General features: G+C 47.8%; 15 protein-coding genes. 6 read left to right on the forward strand and 9 right to left on the reverse strand.

The genetic code is table 11. The features are described from left to right. Nucleotides 1-140: 140 nt before the first annotated feature. Nucleotides 141-512 carry a hypothetical protein gene (locus tag L3C95_RS25855; protein WP_236392237.1) on the reverse strand — a complete coding sequence of 124 codons (372 nt, stop codon included), beginning with the start codon at nt 510-512 and terminating at the stop codon, nt 141-143. 121 nt (nt 513-633) lie between these two features. Here L3C95_RS25855 and L3C95_RS25860 point away from each other — a divergent pair, with 121 nt between their 5' ends. The 3 genes from L3C95_RS25860 (at nt 634) to L3C95_RS25870 (ending at nt 3168) form a co-directional block, all read left to right on the forward strand. Then, on the forward strand, nt 634-1449 hold the full coding sequence (locus L3C95_RS25860; protein WP_236392239.1) for a helix-turn-helix domain-containing protein: 816 nt from the start codon (nt 634-636) through the stop codon (nt 1447-1449). Nucleotides 1450-1519: 70 nt separating this feature from the next. Next, nucleotides 1520-2158, forward strand: coding sequence for an NAD(P)-dependent oxidoreductase (locus L3C95_RS25865; RefSeq protein ID WP_236392241.1), 639 nt, complete (start codon nt 1520-1522; stop codon nt 2156-2158). An 86-nt stretch (nt 2159-2244) separates the two neighbouring features. After that, the gene (locus L3C95_RS25870) at nt 2245-3168 is read left to right on the forward strand and encodes an NADP-dependent oxidoreductase (protein ID WP_236392243.1); all 924 of its coding nucleotides are present in this window, start codon (nt 2245-2247) and stop codon (nt 3166-3168) included. 3 nt (nt 3169-3171) lie between these two features. On the opposite strand, the gene pepE is transcribed toward L3C95_RS25870, so the two are convergent. The 5 genes from pepE to L3C95_RS25895 all read right to left on the reverse strand — a co-directional run bounded on the left by pepE (nt 3172) and on the right by L3C95_RS25895 (nt 7438). Then, complete coding sequence (gene pepE, locus L3C95_RS25875) at nt 3172-3873, reverse strand: dipeptidase PepE (RefSeq protein ID WP_236392245.1); 702 nt, start codon at nt 3871-3873, stop codon at nt 3172-3174. Between the two features lie 66 nt (nt 3874-3939). After that, nucleotides 3940-4686, reverse strand: coding sequence for an SDR family NAD(P)-dependent oxidoreductase (locus L3C95_RS25880; RefSeq protein ID WP_236392246.1), 747 nt, complete (start codon nt 4684-4686; stop codon nt 3940-3942). Between the two features lie 116 nt (nt 4687-4802). Continuing rightward, complete coding sequence (locus L3C95_RS25885; RefSeq protein WP_236392248.1) at nt 4803-5399, reverse strand: NADPH-dependent F420 reductase; 597 nt, start codon at nt 5397-5399, stop codon at nt 4803-4805. 151 nt (nt 5400-5550) lie between these two features. Further along, nucleotides 5551-6129: a Crp/Fnr family transcriptional regulator gene (locus tag L3C95_RS25890; protein ID WP_236392250.1), complete on the reverse strand. Its 579-nt coding sequence runs from the start codon at nt 6127-6129 to the stop codon at nt 5551-5553. Between the two features lie 97 nt (nt 6130-6226). Further along, nucleotides 6227-7438 (reverse strand): BamA/TamA family outer membrane protein, encoded by a 1212-nt coding sequence (locus L3C95_RS25895; protein ID WP_236392252.1) that lies wholly within the window; start codon nt 7436-7438, stop codon nt 6227-6229. A 682-nt stretch (nt 7439-8120) separates the two neighbouring features. Here L3C95_RS25895 and L3C95_RS25900 point away from each other — a divergent pair. Together L3C95_RS25900 and L3C95_RS25905 are read left to right on the forward strand one after the other, a co-directional pair. Further along, the gene (locus tag L3C95_RS25900) at nt 8121-8972 is read left to right on the forward strand and encodes a hypothetical protein (protein ID WP_236392254.1); all 852 of its coding nucleotides are present in this window, start codon (nt 8121-8123) and stop codon (nt 8970-8972) included. A gap of 720 nt (nt 8973-9692) precedes the next feature. Next, nucleotides 9693-12983: a hypothetical protein gene (locus tag L3C95_RS25905; protein ID WP_236392256.1), complete on the forward strand. Its 3291-nt coding sequence runs from the start codon at nt 9693-9695 to the stop codon at nt 12981-12983. Between the two features lie 1085 nt (nt 12984-14068). Here the strand turns inward: L3C95_RS25905 and L3C95_RS25910 are convergent. Next, entirely contained in the window at nt 14069-16456 is a 2388-nt protein-coding gene (locus L3C95_RS25910; RefSeq protein WP_236392257.1) for an ABC transporter permease, read from the reverse strand. 1070 nt (nt 16457-17526) lie between these two features. Here L3C95_RS25910 and L3C95_RS25915 point away from each other — a divergent pair. Continuing rightward, complete coding sequence (locus L3C95_RS25915; protein ID WP_236392259.1) at nt 17527-18441, forward strand: glycosyltransferase family 8 protein; 915 nt, start codon at nt 17527-17529, stop codon at nt 18439-18441. Nucleotides 18442-18490: 49 nt separating this feature from the next. Here L3C95_RS25915 and L3C95_RS25920 read toward each other — a convergent pair whose 3' ends face one another. Both L3C95_RS25920 and L3C95_RS25925 read right to left on the reverse strand, forming a co-directional pair. Beyond that, complete coding sequence (locus L3C95_RS25920) at nt 18491-18718, reverse strand: helix-turn-helix domain-containing protein (RefSeq protein WP_236392261.1); 228 nt, start codon at nt 18716-18718, stop codon at nt 18491-18493. 4 nt (nt 18719-18722) lie between these two features. After that, on the reverse strand, nt 18723-19247 hold the full coding sequence (locus L3C95_RS25925; RefSeq protein WP_236392263.1) for a DUF2975 domain-containing protein: 525 nt from the start codon (nt 19245-19247) through the stop codon (nt 18723-18725). Nucleotides 19248-19517: the final 270 nt, after the last annotated feature.

Here is a 19517-nt window from a genome sequence, read left to right on the forward strand (position 1 = left end):
CTTTATAAAAAATTGATAGGGCAAAGGTCTCCACGGTGTGCGAAATCTTTTTGCGCAGGTATGAAAAAAGTTTAAAAACCGTATTGTCCAACTAAAATAAGCGTTTGAGGCAATAAAAAAGGGGGCTTTGCCCCCACCCGTCACAAAGCATACCTTCGTATCAGCATATACGCCAGCACGGCCACCAATGCCGTTAACAACATATGCAACCATCCCCACCTATGCAGAAAATCCGGCTTCCCTTCCACTGACGGTTCATCATGCTGATCATGATCATGATCGTCTTCATGATGCCCATAAAACATATGTACCTCCCAGTAAACTTCCTTCAGATCGTACTCGGACAATACCTTCTCATCCTCAATACGATACTTTGTCCCCACAAGCAGGTGTAGTTCATTCTGCTCAATCAATTGTTCCAATCCTGTCAATAATTCCTCCCCCTCATGCTCCTTCAGCAGGTCCCCTTCCAGGAACCTTACCAATAATGTTTTTAAGACCTGTAATTCCATGCAGCCAATTTATAAACAATCCCCGGGAAACAAAAACCCCGATGCATGATAAGTTCAACCTGCTTTACCGCTTGCAGATCTGCCAATACATAGTACCTTTAGGCTGAAAACGCAATAGGGTATGCAATTCAAACAAATACCCCCGCCAGACTACCTGAGAGATTACATCCGGTTTTTCTGGGTACTGGAAAGCCATGATACGGATATCTCTGCAGCCTCCTTCAGGACCATCGCCGACGGCTGTCCCGGACTTATTTTCCAGCACCAGGACAAAGGCATTTTATTCCAGAATAATAAACAACTGCCCGGCACTATCCTCTACGGACAAGCCACCAAGCATGCCGAACTGCGGATAAACGGCCTGTTTAATACAATAGGCATTTTCTTTTATCCGCATGCACTGAAATCCATCTTCGGACTCAATGCTGACGAACTCACAGATACCTGCCTCGATCTCGACCTGATGGCCTGTGAACACGGCTTCCGCCTTTCTGAACAATTATCCAACCTGCACTCCTCTCAGGCTCAGATAGATACGCTCTGTTCTTATCTGCTGGCACAGATCAACAGTAACAATCAATCTGCAGATAAGTCCATGCAACATGTGCTGGACCGTATAAAACGTGCAAACGGCAACATCTCCGTTAAGGAATTGAGAGAGGAATTACAATTATCAGAAAGAAGTTTTGAACGCAAGTTCAAACAACATGTCGGTATCACACCAAAACTATTCACGCGTATCTCCCGCTTCCAGGCATCCATGCATCTGCTCAGGCAAAGCGATTACAATAAGCTCTCTGATATCGCCTTTGAAAATGAATATGCAGATCAATCTCACTTTATCAGGGCCTTCAAAGAATTTGCAGGCTTCTCCCCTTTTCAGTTCCAGAAAAGATCAAAAGAGCTCATTGAAAACTTATCTATCCTGACAAAATAAGCCGTGACGGTTTCGTTCTATTTTTCGCTATGAAGACATTATAGCTTTGGGATAACAAAAACAAACTATAATGAAACTCATCATCTTCGGCGCTACGGGCGCAACCGGCAAACGTTTAGTTGAACAGGCACTTGAACAGGGCCATCTCGTTACTGCATTCGTCCGCGATCCTGCAAAACTCGGTATCATGCATTCTAATCTCTCCATCGCAAAAGGCGATCTCATGGACCCTTCCTCTATCATCCCCGCTATGCAGGGACACGACGCCGTGCTATGTGCCATCGGCGCTCCCGCCAATAAAACCGGCAGGATAAGGTCTGACGGTACCAAAAACATCATTCAGGCAATGAAAGCAACCGGCGTGAAACGCCTCATCTGCCAGACCTCCCTGGGATATGGTGACAGTAAAAAATTACTGGCCCAGACCCCGTTTATCTTTAGAAACATCATCGTGCCTTTCATCTTAAAGAAAGCGTTCGCCGACCATGCCCTGCAGGAAGAATATATTAAACAAAGCCAGCTGGACTGGATCATTGCACGCCCCGCCAATCTTACTGACGATGCTTACACCGGTGTTTACAAACAAGGCTTCCCCGTAACAGAAAAGAAACTTAAAATGAAGATTTCACGGGCTGATGTGGCTGATTTTATGTTAAAGCAGTTGACCGCCAATACCTACCTGCGGAAAACACCAGGCTTATCTTATTAAGCATTGCTCCACTTCTGGCCGCCTTTCGTGGCACAGTTTTTACGACGCTTTCATACACTCATTTTATACCCCCTAAAATTCAGGATATGAAAGCAATTGAAATCCATTCTTACGGCGGACCCGAAGTATTACAGATGGAAGAGGTGCCCGTTCCGCGGATCAATGCCGATGAAGTACTGGTAAGGGTTTATGCAAGTGGTGTCAATCCCGTAGACTGGAAAATAAGAGAAGGCAAGGCTGAACACCCGCTTCCCTTTATTCCCGGATGGGACCTCTCCGGCGTCATTGAAGAAACTGGCGCCAACGTCCGTAACTTTACAAAGGGAGATGCCGTTTATACAAGACCAGATGTTAAACGCGACGGCTCATATGCGGAATATGTCGCAGTCAGGGCAAATGAACTGGCCTATAAACCAAACTCTATAGATCACGTAACAGCTGCCGCTATTCCCCTCGCAGGCCTGACCGCATGGCAGTGCCTGTTTACACATGGCCAGTTAGAGGCTGGTCAGAAAGTGCTGATACACGGCGCCTCCGGCGGAGTAGGTACATTCGCCGTACAGTTTGCCAGATGGAAAGGGGCTTACGTCATGGCCACTGCATCCGAAAAGAATCATGACTTCTTAAAAAAATTAGGCGCGGATGAAGTGATAGATTACCACACGCCCGGCTATGAGGACACCATCTCGAGCGTCAACCTCGTACTCGATACAATTGGTGGTGAAACCCAGCAACGCTCCCTGAAATTTATAATGCCCGGAGGAATACTGGTCACTACCCTGAAACCAGAAAACAAAGACGCTTTTGATGAAAAAGGCGTTCGTCTGATCGGTATGTATACGCAGACCGAACCCGACGACCTGGCCGCTATTGCCAGCCTGGTAGACGAAGGATGGGTCAAACCGGTCATAGCCAAAGTATTACCGCTGGAACAGGCTGCAGAAGCACAGAAAATAGTGCAGGGTGGACACGTTCGTGGAAAGATCGTGTTGAAGATACATGAAGAATAACAATTAAAAAATAATCTCCTCACCAACTTCCAGCTCATAGGCTTCTTTTCCTCTCTGAAAGATCCTGGCAGACACACTTCCTTCCAGCGTGATCTTTGATCCCTTCACCCTGATCCAGCTGCCTTCGCGTAGCCCTACCACAGTCAGGTCCTGTTGCTCCTGGAATTCCCGTATCCGCGTTTCCCTGGTTTCTCCCATATGTGGCAGATCCGGAATAGGATCGAGATAGTGCGGATTCAGGTTGAACGGCACCAGTCCCATTGTCTGGAAGCTGGGCGGATAAACGATCGGCATATCATTCGTTGTCTGCATATTCACACCGCCGATATTACTGCCTGCACTTGTACCCAGATATGGCTTTCCTTTTTCTACCTCCCAGCGCAGCACATCCATTAATTGCAGTTCATGCAGTTGTTTCACCAGCAGGAAAGTATTTCCGCCTCCCGTAAAGAATCCTGCGCCGTTCCTGATAGCTTCTGCAGGATCATTGAAAGTATGCAATCCCCGCACCTTCAGTCCGGCTGTCGCAAATACCGTTGCTACCTTGTCGGTGTACTCATCATGTGAGATACCTCCGGGACGGGCATAAGGAATAAAGATCACTTCAGAGATACCGGCAAACAGCGATCTGATCACCGGTAGCAGGTATGACAAATAAGTCTCTCCGTGTAATGTGGAAGTACTGGCTAAAACAACATTTTTCATATCCTGCAATATAAAGAGATAACCGGTAACCATCGGCTACCGGTTATACTTTTTCTTTGTATGTAGTTATGCGTTCTGACCGCCATCCACAGTGATCGTAGATCCGGTGATATAAGATGCATCTGCGCTTGCTAAAAACGCAACCACCGCTGCAATTTCACCCGGAGCCGCATAACGGCCCAAGGCTGTTTCTGCCTTTACTACTTTCGCGAAATCGGTGTTATCGGGATTCATATCTGTTTCGGTCGGACCAGGTTGTATGGTATTGACAGTGATGCCTTTCTTACCGAGGTCCCGTGCCCATCCTCTGCTATAGGCAGCTACGGCGGCTTTGGCGGCAGAGTAGTCCGCAAACCCGGCAGTGCTCATCCTTTCGGCGGCATTAGAACCAATGTTGATCACACGTCCACCCTCGCCCAGGTACTTAGAGGCGCTGCGTACGGCAGTAGCTACTCCTCTGACGTTCACAGCATGCAGCTGCTCCAGCGCCGGCAATGTATCTGCAGCATTATCTACCGGGCTATATACAGCTACACCGGCATTGTTGACCAATATATCCAGCCTTCCCAGCTGTTTAACTGTTTCCTCAACAGCATTTTCGACGTCCTTTACATTGCCACTGTTGGCCCTGATCGCGATGGCTTTGCCACCAGCTTTCTTTATTTCATTAGCCAGCGCATTCGCTTTGTCATCAGCACTTAAATATGTGAATGCTACCGCTGCGCCATCAGCGGCCAGACGTTTAACAATTGCCGCGCCGATGCCACGGCTGCCCCCTGTTACCAGAGCTACTTTATTTGCTAAGTTTGACATGATATTTAGTGTTTACTTGTTGTTAATGTGTTTTACTGTTTGTTATTTTATTCTTTTCTTTCCCGGAGATGTTATGGGCATGCCTTACACTCCCGACACAGTTCCGGCCTTTCTCCTTAGTATTTTACCAAATGAATCGCTGCAAGCGGCCCTCCGGGGAATTGCTGCATCCTGCCGCCCTGTACCAATCCTCCCAGATCTATTCCCGCGAATCCCATACTGCTTAACAATCTGTGTGTTATCTCTTTTGCGGTCTTATCATCTCCTGAGTAAAACATTACCCTGTTATCTCCGTTCTGTGCAGGGTTAGCGGTGATCAGTGCCGGCGGCAAAGTATTGAACACTTTCACCAGTGCCGCACCCGGCACTTTAGAGGCAACCACTTCACTGGAGGTCTTTCCGCCGAGATCAGCTACAATGAAACCGGGAGTAATAATGGGGTTCATGGGATCAAATACAATCTTTCCGGAGAGGTCAAGTCCTGCCACTGCCGCATCCAGGTGCTGCCAGGGCACTGCTATCATGACTACGTCTGCCTGCGCAACTGCTTCTCTGGTACCGGCCTGTATACCTTTCAGATCTTTTATAACTGCGCTGAGCGATGCCGGTCCCCTGCTATTGCTGATAATTACTTCATGCCCTGCCGCTGCAGCCCGCGTTGCAAAAGCCAGTCCTATCGCACCTGCTCCTATTATTCCTATTGTCTTTTTCATGGCTTATCGTTGATTTTGTTTGATGATCAACGATGTAAAATTGCATCATAACAGGGTCCTGTTCCAATGACAACTAATATGGAAAAGCCTTTAAAACTGTAAAGAAAAAGCCTTGACAAATGTCAAGGCTCTTTCTCATTAACTTTGATAATCACTTCTTTGCAGGTTGCGACCGTACCCTGCTGAGCGTTTCCGGCGTCACGCCCAGGTACGATGCGATCATATGCAGCGGTATCCTGTTCATCAGGTCTGGGTACTTTTCGATAAAGTCTTTGTATTTCTCCTCAGTTGTGTAACTGATAGCTGCATGAATACGGTGATTGGCAGCGATATAACTCCTATGTACCAGCGTGTTGACCACCTTATTCAAGGCCGGTATCTCCTGACACAGCTGCTCAAAATCCTCTTTTTTGAACATCACCACCACCGCATCTTCCAGTACGTCAATATTGGTAGTAGACGGGGTTCCATTCACCAGGCTCTCCCTGTCGCCCGCCCACCAGTTCTCCACCGAGAACTTCATAATACGCTCAATACCTTTTTCATCCAGGTGATAGCTCCGTAGACATCCTTTCGCTACAAATGCATAGTAGTTCCATACATCCCCCTCCTGTAACAGGTACTGCTTCCGGCGCAGCTTTTTAATAAAGCTTCGGGATTGGATTAACGCCAGTTCTTCCTGCGTGAAGCTGCCTTTCGATTGGAGATATTGCTGGAAAACATCAAACATGCGGTATTGCTTAGGTATTACGGTATAAAATTACTGTATAGTTATAAATTAGCGAAAATCGAAAACTACCGGTATACTTCCGTTAGCGCTTCTTCGTTTAGAACGCTTCGCCCAGGTTTAAACTAAACGTGCTGCCATACTTACTGACGCCATAGTCGAACGCTATATTCGTACCTGACCGCTTATTGAACTTGATACGCAGCCCTGCCCCAGTAGCAGGATGCAAGCCTGTAAACCGGTAGTTATCTGCCTGTGTGACAGTATTCGCGTTCACAAATACCACAAAACCCAGCAACCCGTTTTTGGTAATATCCCTCCTGTATTCTGCTTCGAGATTGATCAACCCTTTTCCTCTGAACCTGTTCTGATCTATCCCCCGCCCGCTCCGCGTATTGGGATCCCACCCAATACTGGGCAGGTCCAGGTAAGGCGTCTTGCGACTCAGCGTTGTCCAATAAAATCCCCAGAAAGCCAGTACATTCTGCTGCCTTTCATCACCGAAGTGAATGTACTTCCTGTAATCCAGGTATAAGGACTCCCAGTTGTCGTTGCTACCCAGGAACGTGGGATTGATCCTGAAAACCGCATTAAAATAATGCCCTGCCTGCGGATTAATAGAGTTCTGCCTCGAATCCTTCAACAGGTTGAGAGAGATCCCCGACGAGACGGTCTGGCTGACGTCCGTTCCATACTTGTAACTCACGAATTTCGACAGCGTCAGACTATCATTATCCCTGATGCCGATGTTGGAATGCCAGTCCATATGATACCCCACCCCCACCAGCCATTTAGGTCTCACCTTACGGTAAAAGGTTTCATAGAACCGGAGATAATTATTCCCCAATAACTGCTTCTGCTCATCAGGTACGCCATTTCCCATTCCCCAGGTGTACTGCGGATTGATAATAAAGCGCATATCCCCTACCATATTGTACATATTACCCTCCAGCCATATATTGGACCGCAGGGCGAAAGAAAAACGCCCTTTAAAGGAAAAAGACGGGGTGAACGATACGTTTGACAGGTTGGTTGTCCTTCGTGGACCCAGGTAAAAGGCCGCATTCGTAGAGGTGATCAGTGCCACGCCACCTCCCGGCATAGAGGATGCCGATGGCAATAATGAATAATAGATCCTTCTCTTCCCTATTTTTTTAGGTGGCTTCGGTTTGTAATGGATAACACCCTTAAACAGGTCTATCACGTCCTTACGGGGTACAGTATCCTCGTCCTGGTCATCATCCCTGCGCTGCGCGATCAGGCAGGCGGGAAGGGCTAAAAACAGTATTATAATCAGGGTAACTTTCTTCATCAGCGTCAGCTATCTGGTTCTAACATAAATACTTAGTATATAGTATAGTCTAAATATTATGCCAGCAGATACACTGTTAAACTGGCACGGTAGCGCCAACCCTTAGCACACCGGATAGCGACAATCCCCAACCTGATATAATCGGCGCCTGCCCGGAGAGAAACCCGGCTACCAGGAGACCCGGTCATGTCCCTGCACCAAACATGGTCTTCTATCGTCCAGGTACTAATTGGCCGGCACCATTCTCCTGTTCATAACATCTTTGTAACAAGTTCGCCACAGATCGGGCAATCATAAAACGCTAAGGAGGAACAACAATCGTCCAGGTACTAACTGGCCGGAACCATCCTCCTGTTCATAACATCTTTGTAAAAGTTCGCCACGGGCAATAATAAAACGAAGGAGGAACAACAAATTTCCGAAAATAATCAGGGCCCAGCCAGACGGCCAGGCCCCTTCTTTGAAATATAAACCTAAACAAGAGCCGGAACTATACAGACGAATGATATCGTAACGCATTCATTATCTTACACAAACTTCCATCAAAAATGCTCCGGATAAAATCCCCTAATCCGGGGAAAAGCCCTCCCCACCATATCCCCGGTATATATGCACAAACTATGCACATCCTGCTCACAGACACCATCTTTCCCTTACCTTAATACATTCATAATCAATAAAGATGAGTAGACAAACAGGTTTTTTCCCGTATAGCGGCAAGCTGAAAGACCGGGTAGGCTATTACAGGAAAAACAAAAAAGGTGAGAAAGAATGGTGGACACGCCAGGCCGCAGAACACGTACGGCGGACCGCCGCCACAAAAAGAGCTGCCACCGACTTTGGCACTGCCTGCAGATGCAGTCGCCTGGTTCGTCATGCCCTGCGCCCATGGCTGCAGTATTATGGCTACCACTTTGACCACAACCGGCTTAACAAAGCTTTTATCAACCTTGTAAAAGCTGATACAGCTCACAAAACCGGCTTTAAACTGCCCACCCATCAAAACATGCAATCCCTCCGCGGATTTCACTTCAACACTGTTAAAACAACACACGATTTCTTAACCGGCACTCCTGTCATCACCAATGAAAACGGCAACAGGACAGCTGTCCTGCTGCCCGGTATCCATATCAGCAATGCAAAGCGCTATAAAGGCATTACACATATCACGGTAAAGGCAATCGCATTGCCATTCAACTTCAGACAAAACACCACAGCTGCTGTCGCCAGCGAGACTATCACCATAAAGCGTAACAACGCACCTCAACCCATCACCCTTACCCTGCCTGCCAGCAAAGAGCAAACGCTCATCATGCTCGAAATACAATGCGGCTATGAAATAAACGGTAGCATAGTAATATCTCCGAAGAAAGAAACGGCAGCAATAGACATCATTGCAGTACTGCCCGCAAGGAAAACTCCAAAGGTCAAAACGAACAAAACACCTCAGCTGCGCATCATCCCTCTTTGCTGTCAGACAGTGAAGAAACATCAAAGCAGACGACGCGTTTCCGTATATCCGTTGAAGGAATGATAACGCAGCTCACTCATGCATGAATAAATATGTTTTCATTTCAACTGACGACAGCATTGCTCCGCTTGTATCCCTATGCCCCAAAACCAACATTTCAGCATCTTCACCTCATTTTTATAAGCAGGATACATGAACCAACCAGCAATAAGACCCTCAAAACACAACATATCGCCCCTATTTATTCAGTAATTGGTATCCACAACTACATACGCGAGATAGCAACGATGCTTTTTTGTAAGTCCACCTCAAAGCCATGGTAGCTTCACTGTTACTCCTGGGTAACGCCACTTGCACAGTACATAAACAGCACATACATAGCAACACCTCCCAAAGTATTTGACGACTATCTATAATCGGGGCATCAAAGTCGCCAGGTTTCAGGTGGAGACGTCGGGCCTTATCCCTTAGAGAGCCTCACACGCTTGACAGGAGTTCAATCAGCATTCCCAAGGCCCCCACGCTTGACAAAGTCCAATAGCAAGTCTCGAAAAGGGATACAGCCCGATGTCCCACCTGAAACCGCAGCAACGGAGATAACTGCCAATTATTTTTTTACGCCCACCGCATAAGGTTATTGACGAAGGAGGTAACCGCGTACGCCCACCACCAAAGCCACGTACGCCACCGCCAAAGGCGCGTACGCCCACGGCATAAAGCCAGGCATTGCATCTGCCACTCCCCGGCATTATCTTTGCCCTACACCACCCATAATGCTAATCCATGTCAAAGAAATACCTGCTGTTTATTACACTACTACTTTTATCAGTAACACACCACACCTTCGCCCAGCAATCACCCAGCGCCATACCAATCCAATTCACTTTAAAACAAGCCGGTTACGTTACCCTGGTTGTTGAAAACAGCGCCGGCATACGCGTACGCAATCTGGTTGCCGAAACATGGTTTCCCGCCGGTAAGAACACCGTACAATGGGATGGCCTTGATGATCTGGGAAGAGATGGCGACGCTGCACGACATGGCGTGTACAGCGTTCCAGGCAAGATGGTCACACCAGGACAATATAAGGTCCGCGGACTGGTAAGAGGCGCTATCAACGCTCATTACGAACTGGCAACTTATTCAACCGGTACTCCTCCCTGGAGAACGGAAGACCATACCGGTGCCTGGCTGGCCAATCATACACCTCCGCAGGCCGCATTATTTGTCCCTGCAGGCGCTTCACCTACCGGACAACCTGCAGTACTCTTAGGCTGTTACATCACTGAAGGCCCCGATGGCATGGCATGGATCGATATGAATGGCCGCAAACGCGGAGGCCGTACCTGGGTAGGCGGCGTCTGGACTGCCGCTCCCTTCATGGCAATGGACAATGGCCCCAAAGCTATTCCCGGCACCGATCTGTATGTGGCATCCGCATGGGAGACCAACAAAAAATCCGGTATTGCAGAACTCCGCATCAATGCCCTGAGCGCTAATAAAAAGAACGACTACGACGTAAAACAGATCCTCAAATATTCCCTGGGCGCCATCCAACTGGATGACGTACAGGATGCCATCTCCGGCATGGCGGTCAACAACGGTATCCTGCTCATCAGTCTTCGTAACAAGAACCGCATTCTAATGATCGATGTAAGTCAGGGCAAGGTGACAGACAGCCTACAGATCACCGCACCGGCAGGCATGTGTTATGATGCAACTGGACGTCTGTTATTGCTTTCGGGAGATGATCTGCTGCGTTACACCGGCTCCCTCCGCAGTAACAGACCAGAGAAACTAATTGACAATGGACTGGAAGCACCCAATGCACTTACACTCGACAAATCAGGCAATATCTACATCAGCGATCGTGGCAAAAGCCACACCGTTAAAATATTCTCTCCCGCAGGCAAGTACCTCCGGCAGATCGGTACGCCCGGCGCTCCTGCTGCCGGCCCGTACAATCCGCAGCACATGAACAATCCCGCCGGCATCACCATCGACGCCAACCAGCAACTATGGGTAACAGAAGCCGATTACCTGCCCAAAAGGGTCAGCGTATGGTCGCTGGATGGTAAACTGCTGCACGCGTATTATGGTCCTCCGAAATATGGCGGTGGCGGTACCCTCGATCCGCAGGATAAGTCCCGCTTCTATTACGCCGACGACGCCCATGGCGCCATGGAGTTCGCCATCAACTGGCAGACGGGTACTTCCACCTTAAAACAGGTCTACTACCGGCCCGACGCTGACGACCTGCCACTGGCATCCCGCAATGCAGCGCCGGAAACACCGCTCTATTACAACGGACAACAATACTTCACCAACTGCTACAACAGCAACCCTACCAGCGGCGCTCCTATCGCCTACCTTTTCATCAGGCGGGAGGGTATTGCATACCCTGTAGCTGCCATGGGACAAGCATCACAATGGGACCTCCTGAAAGGAGACGCCTTTAAAGCCTCCTGGCCCCAGGGCGTCAACCTCAATGCCAGGGGAGGTTCCAGCCAGGCATTCTTCATATGGCAGGACCTGAACGGCGACGCCCGCGTGCAACCCAATGAGGTTAGATACCAGCAGGGCACCACCGGCGGTGTCACCATCATGCCTGACCTCTCCTTCTGTGTGGCCAGGATCAATGATAAAGCCGTCCGCTTCGCCGTTACCGGCACCACCAAACTGGGCGTGCCTCTCTACGATATCAACAAAGGAAAAATACTTGCACAAGGTGTACAATCTCCCGCTTCCTCCGGCGGCGACCAGCTGCTGGAAGGCCCTGACGGTTGGAACATACTTACCCTAGGTGCGAAACCATTCTCTCCGCTCTCTGTCAGCGGTACAAAGAACGGAACCCCTGTATGGAGTTATCCCAACCTCTGGCCGGGATTGCACGCATCTCACAATGCACCTGTTGCAGACCTCCCCGGACAGCTCACCGGTACCACCCGTCTGCTGGGAGGCTTTTTCAATGTCAAAGGCAGCGATGCAGGTCCGCTCTGGGCCATCAACGGCAATCACGGTAACGTCTATATCTTTACTGCGGATGGTCTCTTCGTAGCATCCCTCTTCCAGAATATGAGAAGCGGCAGGATCTGGCGGATGCCTTCGGCACAAAGGAATATGCCGCTCGACAGCATCACGCTGGGCGAAGAGAACTTCTGGCCCAGCATCACTGCCACCCAGGATGGGAAGGTCTACCTGGTAGATGGCGCCCGCAGCGCTATCGTAAGACTGGACGGTATGGACAACATCAGCCGTCTGCCCGACATGACCATCACCGTCAATCAGTCCTCTCTCAACAGAAGCCTTTCCGCAATGGCTGCCACACAGGCCGCCCGCCAGCAGGCAACAGGACCGAAGACCTTACAGGTGAACATCCTTTCTCAAAAGCCTGTCATCGACGGCAAACTGAACGACTGGAGCTCCGCCTCCTGGGCCGATATCGACAAAAGGGGCGTAAAAGGATACTTCAACTCCAGCGCGCAACCTTACGACGTTACCGGCGCCCTCACCGTGTCGGGAGGAAGATTATACGCAGCCTTCCGCACCGGCAATCCGCACCTGGCAGACAACTCCGGCGAAATGCCACAGGCGCCTTTTAAAACCGGTGGCGCACTCGACATCATGATCGGCAGTACCAACGCCAAAGCAGATCCCAACCGTCGCACACCCGTTGCCGGCGATTGCCGACTGCTCATCAGTGTCATCAACGGCAAGCCGCAGGCATTACTCTACCGCGCCGTCGTACCAGGTACCCGTACGGAAGACAAAGTGCCTTTCTCCTCCCCTTCAAGGACGATCACCTTCGACAGGGTAGATAATCTCACCAGCCAGCTCCAGTTTGCCACTTCCGGGGGCAATTACGAGCTTTCCATACCATTATCGGCATTGGGCCTCCAGGCCGTCGACGGACTTAAAATAAAGGGGGATATAGGCATTCTACGGGGTAATCAAGGTGAGACCACCTCCCGCCTCTATTGGAGCAATAAAGCAACCGGCATTACTGCGGATGTACCTTCTGAAGCCATGTTATCGCCAGACCTGTGGGGCACCTTTCAGTTCCGGAAGCAATAAAGTACTGGCATCCCTTTATTCACGCAAAGTAGCTCGGTTCCGGTCTTTGGATGATCAGTTGCTGATTCTATTATTCACGCAAAGTAGCTCGGTTTCAGTCTTTGGATGATCAGTTGCTGATTTTATTATTCACGCAAAGTAGCTCGGTTCCTGTCTTTGGATGATCAGTTGCTGATTTTATTATTCACGCAAAGTAGCTCGGTTCCTGTCTTTGGATGATCAGCTGCTGATTTTATTATTCACGCAAAGTAGATCGGTTCCAGTCTTTGGATGATCAGTTGCTGATTTTATTATTCACGCAAAGTAGCTCGGTTTCAGCATGGGATGGCGGTCGGCGCCTCTCTGGATGACTATTGAGCGTTGTCAATCGTATAGGATTTTGGATACAGATTTAACAGTATCAGTCGTGTCACCCGAGAGCCGAAGGCCCGCCATTCCCATCTGAAACCGGTGCTACTTTCGCTCTCCCTACAATATAATTTGCGTCATCCTAATCAGGAGTCAAATGCAAGTGACAACAAACAGATGGAACCGTTTCAAATTGAATCACACTAAACCAGCAAATAAGCGAATTAGATAAAGGGAATTACCTAAGTGAATCAGATAACTGATCGGATACTGAGTCAGATAACTGATCGAATACTGAATCAGATAACTGAATCGGACAAATAATCGGACAAATGATCGGATAACTGAATCATATCAAAATGACATTGAATTCAAATAACCGTCACTCCTCCAAGAGGCTGACATGAATCCAACAAGGTTGCCTTGCATACGTCCGTCCCTCTCTTACCCCTACCCCCAATTGGACGACAATAACTGCGGACGGTTTGAGGTGGAGATCACTGGCCTAAGTTGTTTGAAGTATGCTGACACGACCCACCAGGGGTTTAATAGCATTCCCATCGCCCAACCGAAAAAAAACGATGATAGCAAGGAACTTCAAAGAACTCAGCCAGTGGTCCCACACTCAAACCGGATCGCGTGAAGTCCAATCCCCACAACCCACCATCTCCAACCGAACCGCATAATCCACGTCCAAAACAAAAAAGCCGCATCCAAAAGACGCGGCTTTCAAAAACCTATTCAGCCTTAAGACTCCTGACCGGATTCATTAACGCAGCCCTGACACTCTGAAAACTAACCGTTACCAGCGTAACCACCAATATCCCCAACCCCGCTACAGCAAAAATCCACCACGATATCTCCGACCGGTACTGATAATTCTGCAACCACCCATGCATAAAATAATACGCCATCGGCATCGCAATCAAAAACGCCACCGCCACCAACGCCACAAAATCCTTCGACAGCATCGTCCACAAATTAAACACCGACGCCCCCAACACCTTCCGCACACCAATCTCTTTTGTCCGTCGCTCTGCCATAAACGACGCCATGCCGAACAGCCCAAGACAACTTATAAATATCGCCAGTATAGAAAAGAACCCTGTCAGCTTCCCCACCCGCACTTCCGTCTTGAATTTCTTCGCATACTCAACATCCACAAACTGGTATTCAAATGGCTGTTCAGGACTATACTTCTTAAACACCGTTTCAATCTTCGCCAATGCCGTGTGCCCATCCATGGCAGGATTAATACGGATAAGTATAATCCCCAGGTTCTCCCTGTTCATACGAAACACCGCCGGCCGTACCGGCTGATAAGGTGATTCCATGATCATGTCTTTAACTACACCTATGATGGTAAATGTCTTGTCATCCCACTGCACGATCTCACCGACAGGATCTTTGAGTCCCATAAACTTCACTGCCGCTTCATTCACTACAAACGCGGTGGAATCTGACGCAAAGTCGTTTGAAAAGTCTCTCCCTGCCTTGAATTGCCAGCCTACTGTCTTACCATATTCCGGCGATATTGTTACAGTTGGTATATCTATCGTCAGACTGGGATCTTTACCTTTCCAGGAAAGCCCCCCGTTCGTCTGCCATACAGTAGTCGTTGGAGCACTGGCCTCGGACATCTCAACGATCGCACCGCTATTGATCAACTCACTGCGTACCGCATTAAAGTGATCATGAATATTCGGCACATTTTGCTCCGTAGATATCAGCCCCTCGCGGGAGTACCCCACCGGCCGCGTCCTGGCAAACTGCACCTGCCGGAATACAATGATAGTACCGATGATCAGTACCAGCGAAACGGTGAACTGCATTACCACCAATATCTTCCGGGGCAAAGCGGCATTGCGCCCTACACGAAAAGTTCCCTTCAACACCTTAACAGGCTGAAAAGAAGAAAGGTATAAAGCCGGATAACTACCAGCCACCAATCCAGTCAGAAAAGTAATAACGATGCCTGTCAGCCAGAAGACAGGATTTGTCCAGAGAATAGACATCTTCTTATCAGCCACAGTGTTAAAAAAAGGCAGCGTTAACTGTGTGATAGCGATAGACAATACAAACGCCAACGCTACTACGAGGAGCGACTCGCTGAAGAACTGACCTATCAGCTGTGAGCGAAGAGAGCCGATGGATTTACGTATCCCCACTTCCCGCGCGCGCTTCTCGGAACGCGCCGTGCTCAGGTTCATAAAATTGATACAGGCTAACAATAACACAAACAATCCAATGATACCAAATAACCACACGAACTGTATACGCCCTCCCGTATTCACTCCATTTTTAAACTCCTCATACAGATGCCATTTGCTCATAGGATGCAGGAAAACAACCGGCTTAAAACGTTTATCTTCTCCCTGAAGATGTTCTGCCCTTAATTTGGCAATCTTCGCTGACGCACCAGCCATACTTACGTTATCCGCCAGCTCCACATACGTCAGAAAGCTATTAAAGCCCCAGGTATCGCTACTGGTTTTCAGCCAGGCCAGATCATTATTGATATAAACACTCCAGGGAGCGATAAAACCGACACGACCAAAGTTGGAATTATAAGGCAGATCCTCATATATACCTTTTACGATCAGATTCGTTTTATTATCCAGCCGCATGGTATTATCCATAGGATCTTCATTGCCAAAATAGGCAGCAGCGGTAGATGCAGATAATAAAACAGAAGAAGGATCTTTCAGCGCATCCTGTGAGCCTCGCAACATTTTAATATCCATCAACGCCGGCCCATCCGGCTCCATAAACTTCCCTATCTTACGCAGCTTTTTATCGCCGAAAGAAAGCACCTTATAAAAATCCCAGGAAGACATCACCACCCGCTTAAAATCACTCCCATATCGCTCCCGCAGCTCATCACCCACATGATAGGGCATCGTCTGCCAGGTATCCAAGCGTCCACCAAAATCCTGTGTCTGCATCAATTGCGCAATGCGGTCATGATGTTTATTGTACTTATCAAAGGAAAGTTCGTCCCAGATCCACAGACCGATCAGCATAGCCACTGCCATGCCCATAGCAAGTCCGCCAATATTAATAAGGGAATACCCTTTGCTCTTCAAAAGATTGCGCCAGGCAATTCTGAAATAGTTCCTGATCATAATGGTATGGGTTGTGTGATGTCAGCGCACCGAAAGTATGCCAAATACCTCCAAATATGATTATCAATTACTTACAACATCAAAACACGCTTATATTGTCCGGTTTTGAAACACCGTAATGTCCATTCCCGGATTTTATGCCCTTACAATTGCCCCCAAAGGCAACATAATATACATGACCTTCGCATTAGCCCACATAAACAGATAAAATACATTAAGTACTTTAAGTACATTAAGTACATTAAGTACATTGAGTACATTGAGTACATTGAGTACTAAGGTATGCTGACAGCGTACCACTACCACGAGTCAAAAACAAAATTCAACACCACCCTAACATCAGACCCTATATCCACAAAAAGGTCGCCTTGCAGACGTCCGCCCTCTCTCTTACTCCTACCCCAATTGGACGACAATAACTGCGGACGGTTTGAGGTGGAGATCACTGGCCTAAGTTGTTTGAAGTATGTTGACACGACCCACCAGGAGTTTAATAGCATTCCCACCGCCCAACCGAAAAAAAACGTTCATAGCAAGGAACTTCAAAGAACTCAGCCAGTGGTCCCACACTCAAACCGAACGCAGGTAATCGTCCTATTACACCGTTCCTCTTACCCCTACCCCAATTGGACGACAATAACTGCGGACGGTTTGAGGTGGAGATCACTGGCCTAAGTTGTTTGAAGTATGTTGACACGACCCACCAGGAGTTTAATAGCATTCCCACCGCCCAACCGAAAAAAAACGTTCATAGCAAGGAACTTCAAAGAACTCAGCCAGTGGTCCCACACTCAAACCGGATCGCGCGAAGTCCAATCTCCCATCAATCCCCCACACTCAAACCGGATCGCGCGAAGTCCAATCCCGCTAATCCCTCATACTCAAACCGCCCGCAAGCCCCCTGCAGTCATAACTACTATCTTCAGTTAAAGCCACAAATCAAGAAATATAGCCCAGATATAGGAATTATAAATTTCATTCATATATTTGTATTGTTATATTTATATACCTGGATAATACTATACCATATATCACAACACCATCTTTATTCATTTACAACCTAATTCAACATGCACATCGCATTTGTAATCGACCTTCTTGCATTTGAAGGATTGGGTACAACACTCACATCACTCGTGAGAAACTGCCGGGACACAGAAAAATTGACACTTCATTTTATCTGTTCAGAAGTTGCCCCTAAACATAAAGACAATATCCTGCGTTTGCTGCAGGAAGAAGCATACCGTGGTAAAACGGAATTTCATGACTTCGATGCCCCTAAGAGATTCGGTCACCTCAATTCCCTGCACGGCAACTGGACTACCTACGGTAAGTTCCTCATTCCTGAAGTGATCAATGCAGATTATGCGCTCTACCTGGATGCCGATCTGCTGATTCTGCTGGACATCCTCTCACTGCAGGATATCAAATTTGATGATCACTTCCTGGCAGCAGCACCAAGAGGACCGTTCAAAAATGCATTGGACGGTAAATTTCTGATGGAAAAATTAAACGTTGACGGGGAACAACGCTGCTTCAACGCGGGCGTATTGTTGTTCAATCTGAAAGTATGGAAAGAACGGAACATGGATCAGCGTATACTGGAGCTCTTCGAACAATTCCCGCAGGAATTCCCGTCACACGATCAAACGATCCTCAACGGTCTTTGCGCCGGTAGCTTTCACTACTTCGAAGGCCGCTTTAACAATATCTGGACACCGGAACAACAGCCGCCCGCACAGCTGGACAACGTCATATTCCATTTCGCAGGAGCACCAAAACCATGGGACCTCCTCGGAAAGACGATCCACTCCGGGTACAGTATCTGGACAGGTTATGACACTAACTTCTGGGATGCGAAATACAAGAACTTCACATTCGCGAAGTTACACCGTACCTGGAAGATCAGAAGATCACTGGCCAAGCACTTCCTGAAAAGATTCCGCGGCGCAAAAGCACCTGCTGTTGCGACTGCAGCTAAATAAAACAAAAGAAGGGCGGCTCAACACTCATTGAACCGCCCTTGTTTATATTTTACGCTCCTTCATTCTCTGGTATACCGCCTCTGTATTCCAATATATCTCCCGGCTGACAATCCAGTACTTTACAAATAGCCTCCAGCGTACTGAATCTCACCGCCTTCGCCTTTCCTGTCTTAAGTATCGAAAGATTGGCCAGCGTAAGATCTACCTTCTCAGCAAGCTCGCTCAATGACATCTTCCGCTTCGCCATCATCACATCCAGGTTTACAATAATCGGCATGAATCTATACAGTTAACTCATTTTCAGTTTGCAATTCTACTCCTTTTTTAAATATCTGTGCAATCACAAACAACACTCCGGATACGAATATGAATTCCAACGGGATCACATTCAGTTTTAAACCCGCTATGTCGAACGACAGCCACCCGACATACCAATTGTGGATCACAGCTACAATCCATGCAGCCGTTATAACATTACTCATCCTCACCAGGTTATTTGCAACCTCCATTGTAAATGGATTCTTCATCCTGATCTTCGATAATACGCTGATCAACAGATACGCTACATACGCCTCCAGGACATAAAAAGCGATCTTCAATAAAATCATCGACGTATAGTGCCAGAAACTATGCTCCCGCAAAGGCGACAGGTCCAGCCCCATATATAAATTTTTTGTTGCCGCAGGGTTGAAAATACTCACCCCGTACGATGTAAGCAAGGCGCCTGCCCTGATGGCCAGGACCACAAAACCGACCCATGCCACCATATTCAGCGTCCGTAGTACTTTCTCTGGTTTAGTTTTCATAATGAGGTTAATTTACAAAGCAAATATCAATAAATGTTTATCGAAAAACAATAAAATATTTCTATCACTTAATCAAGTATACCTGATCTCAGTATATCGATCAATTTCGATTTTATCCATTATATTCGCACCATAAAACGACCTGAAGTTTGTTGTGGTTTGATTGAGAAAAGTTATTTTACCTATCCGGGATAGGTCTACTACTTCTTTCCAGGCGCTGTTGATCCATTACAACTATATCCTTTAGGAAACCAATTTACTGTACAGCAC

The sequence above is a fragment of the Chitinophaga filiformis genome (assembly GCF_021646545.1).
Taxonomy (GTDB): domain Bacteria; phylum Bacteroidota; class Bacteroidia; order Chitinophagales; family Chitinophagaceae; genus Chitinophaga; species Chitinophaga filiformis_A.

Bases quoted from the DNA above. Each gene is read 5' to 3' on its own strand.
- L3C95_RS25855 (WP_236392237.1), bottom strand. From the start codon at position 512: ATGGAATTACAGGTCTTAAAAACATTATTGGTAAGGTTCCTGGAAGGG.
- L3C95_RS25860 (WP_236392239.1), top strand. From the start codon at position 634: ATGCAATTCAAACAAATACCCCCGCCAGACTACCTGAGAGATTACATC.
- L3C95_RS25925 (WP_236392263.1), bottom strand. From the start codon at position 19,247: ATGAAAACTAAACCAGAGAAAGTACTACGGACGCTGAATATGGTGGCA.
- L3C95_RS25880 (WP_236392246.1), bottom strand. From the start codon at position 4,686: ATGTCAAACTTAGCAAATAAAGTAGCTCTGGTAACAGGGGGCAGCCGT.
- L3C95_RS25885 (WP_236392248.1), bottom strand. From the start codon at position 5,399: ATGAAAAAGACAATAGGAATAATAGGAGCAGGTGCGATAGGACTGGCT.
- L3C95_RS25900 (WP_236392254.1), top strand. From the start codon at position 8,121: ATGAGTAGACAAACAGGTTTTTTCCCGTATAGCGGCAAGCTGAAAGAC.
- L3C95_RS25915 (WP_236392259.1), top strand. From the start codon at position 17,527: ATGCACATCGCATTTGTAATCGACCTTCTTGCATTTGAAGGATTGGGT.
- L3C95_RS25910 (WP_236392257.1), bottom strand. From the start codon at position 16,456: ATGATCAGGAACTATTTCAGAATTGCCTGGCGCAATCTTTTGAAGAGC.
- L3C95_RS25865 (WP_236392241.1), top strand. From the start codon at position 1,520: ATGAAACTCATCATCTTCGGCGCTACGGGCGCAACCGGCAAACGTTTA.
- L3C95_RS25890 (WP_236392250.1), bottom strand. From the start codon at position 6,129: ATGTTTGATGTTTTCCAGCAATATCTCCAATCGAAAGGCAGCTTCACG.
- L3C95_RS25895 (WP_236392252.1), bottom strand. From the start codon at position 7,438: ATGAAGAAAGTTACCCTGATTATAATACTGTTTTTAGCCCTTCCCGCC.
- L3C95_RS25920 (WP_236392261.1), bottom strand. From the start codon at position 18,718: ATGCCGATTATTGTAAACCTGGATGTGATGATGGCGAAGCGGAAGATG.
- L3C95_RS25870 (WP_236392243.1), top strand. From the start codon at position 2,245: ATGAAAGCAATTGAAATCCATTCTTACGGCGGACCCGAAGTATTACAG.
- pepE (WP_236392245.1), bottom strand. From the start codon at position 3,873: ATGAAAAATGTTGTTTTAGCCAGTACTTCCACATTACACGGAGAGACT.
- L3C95_RS25905 (WP_236392256.1), top strand. From the start codon at position 9,693: ATGTCAAAGAAATACCTGCTGTTTATTACACTACTACTTTTATCAGTA.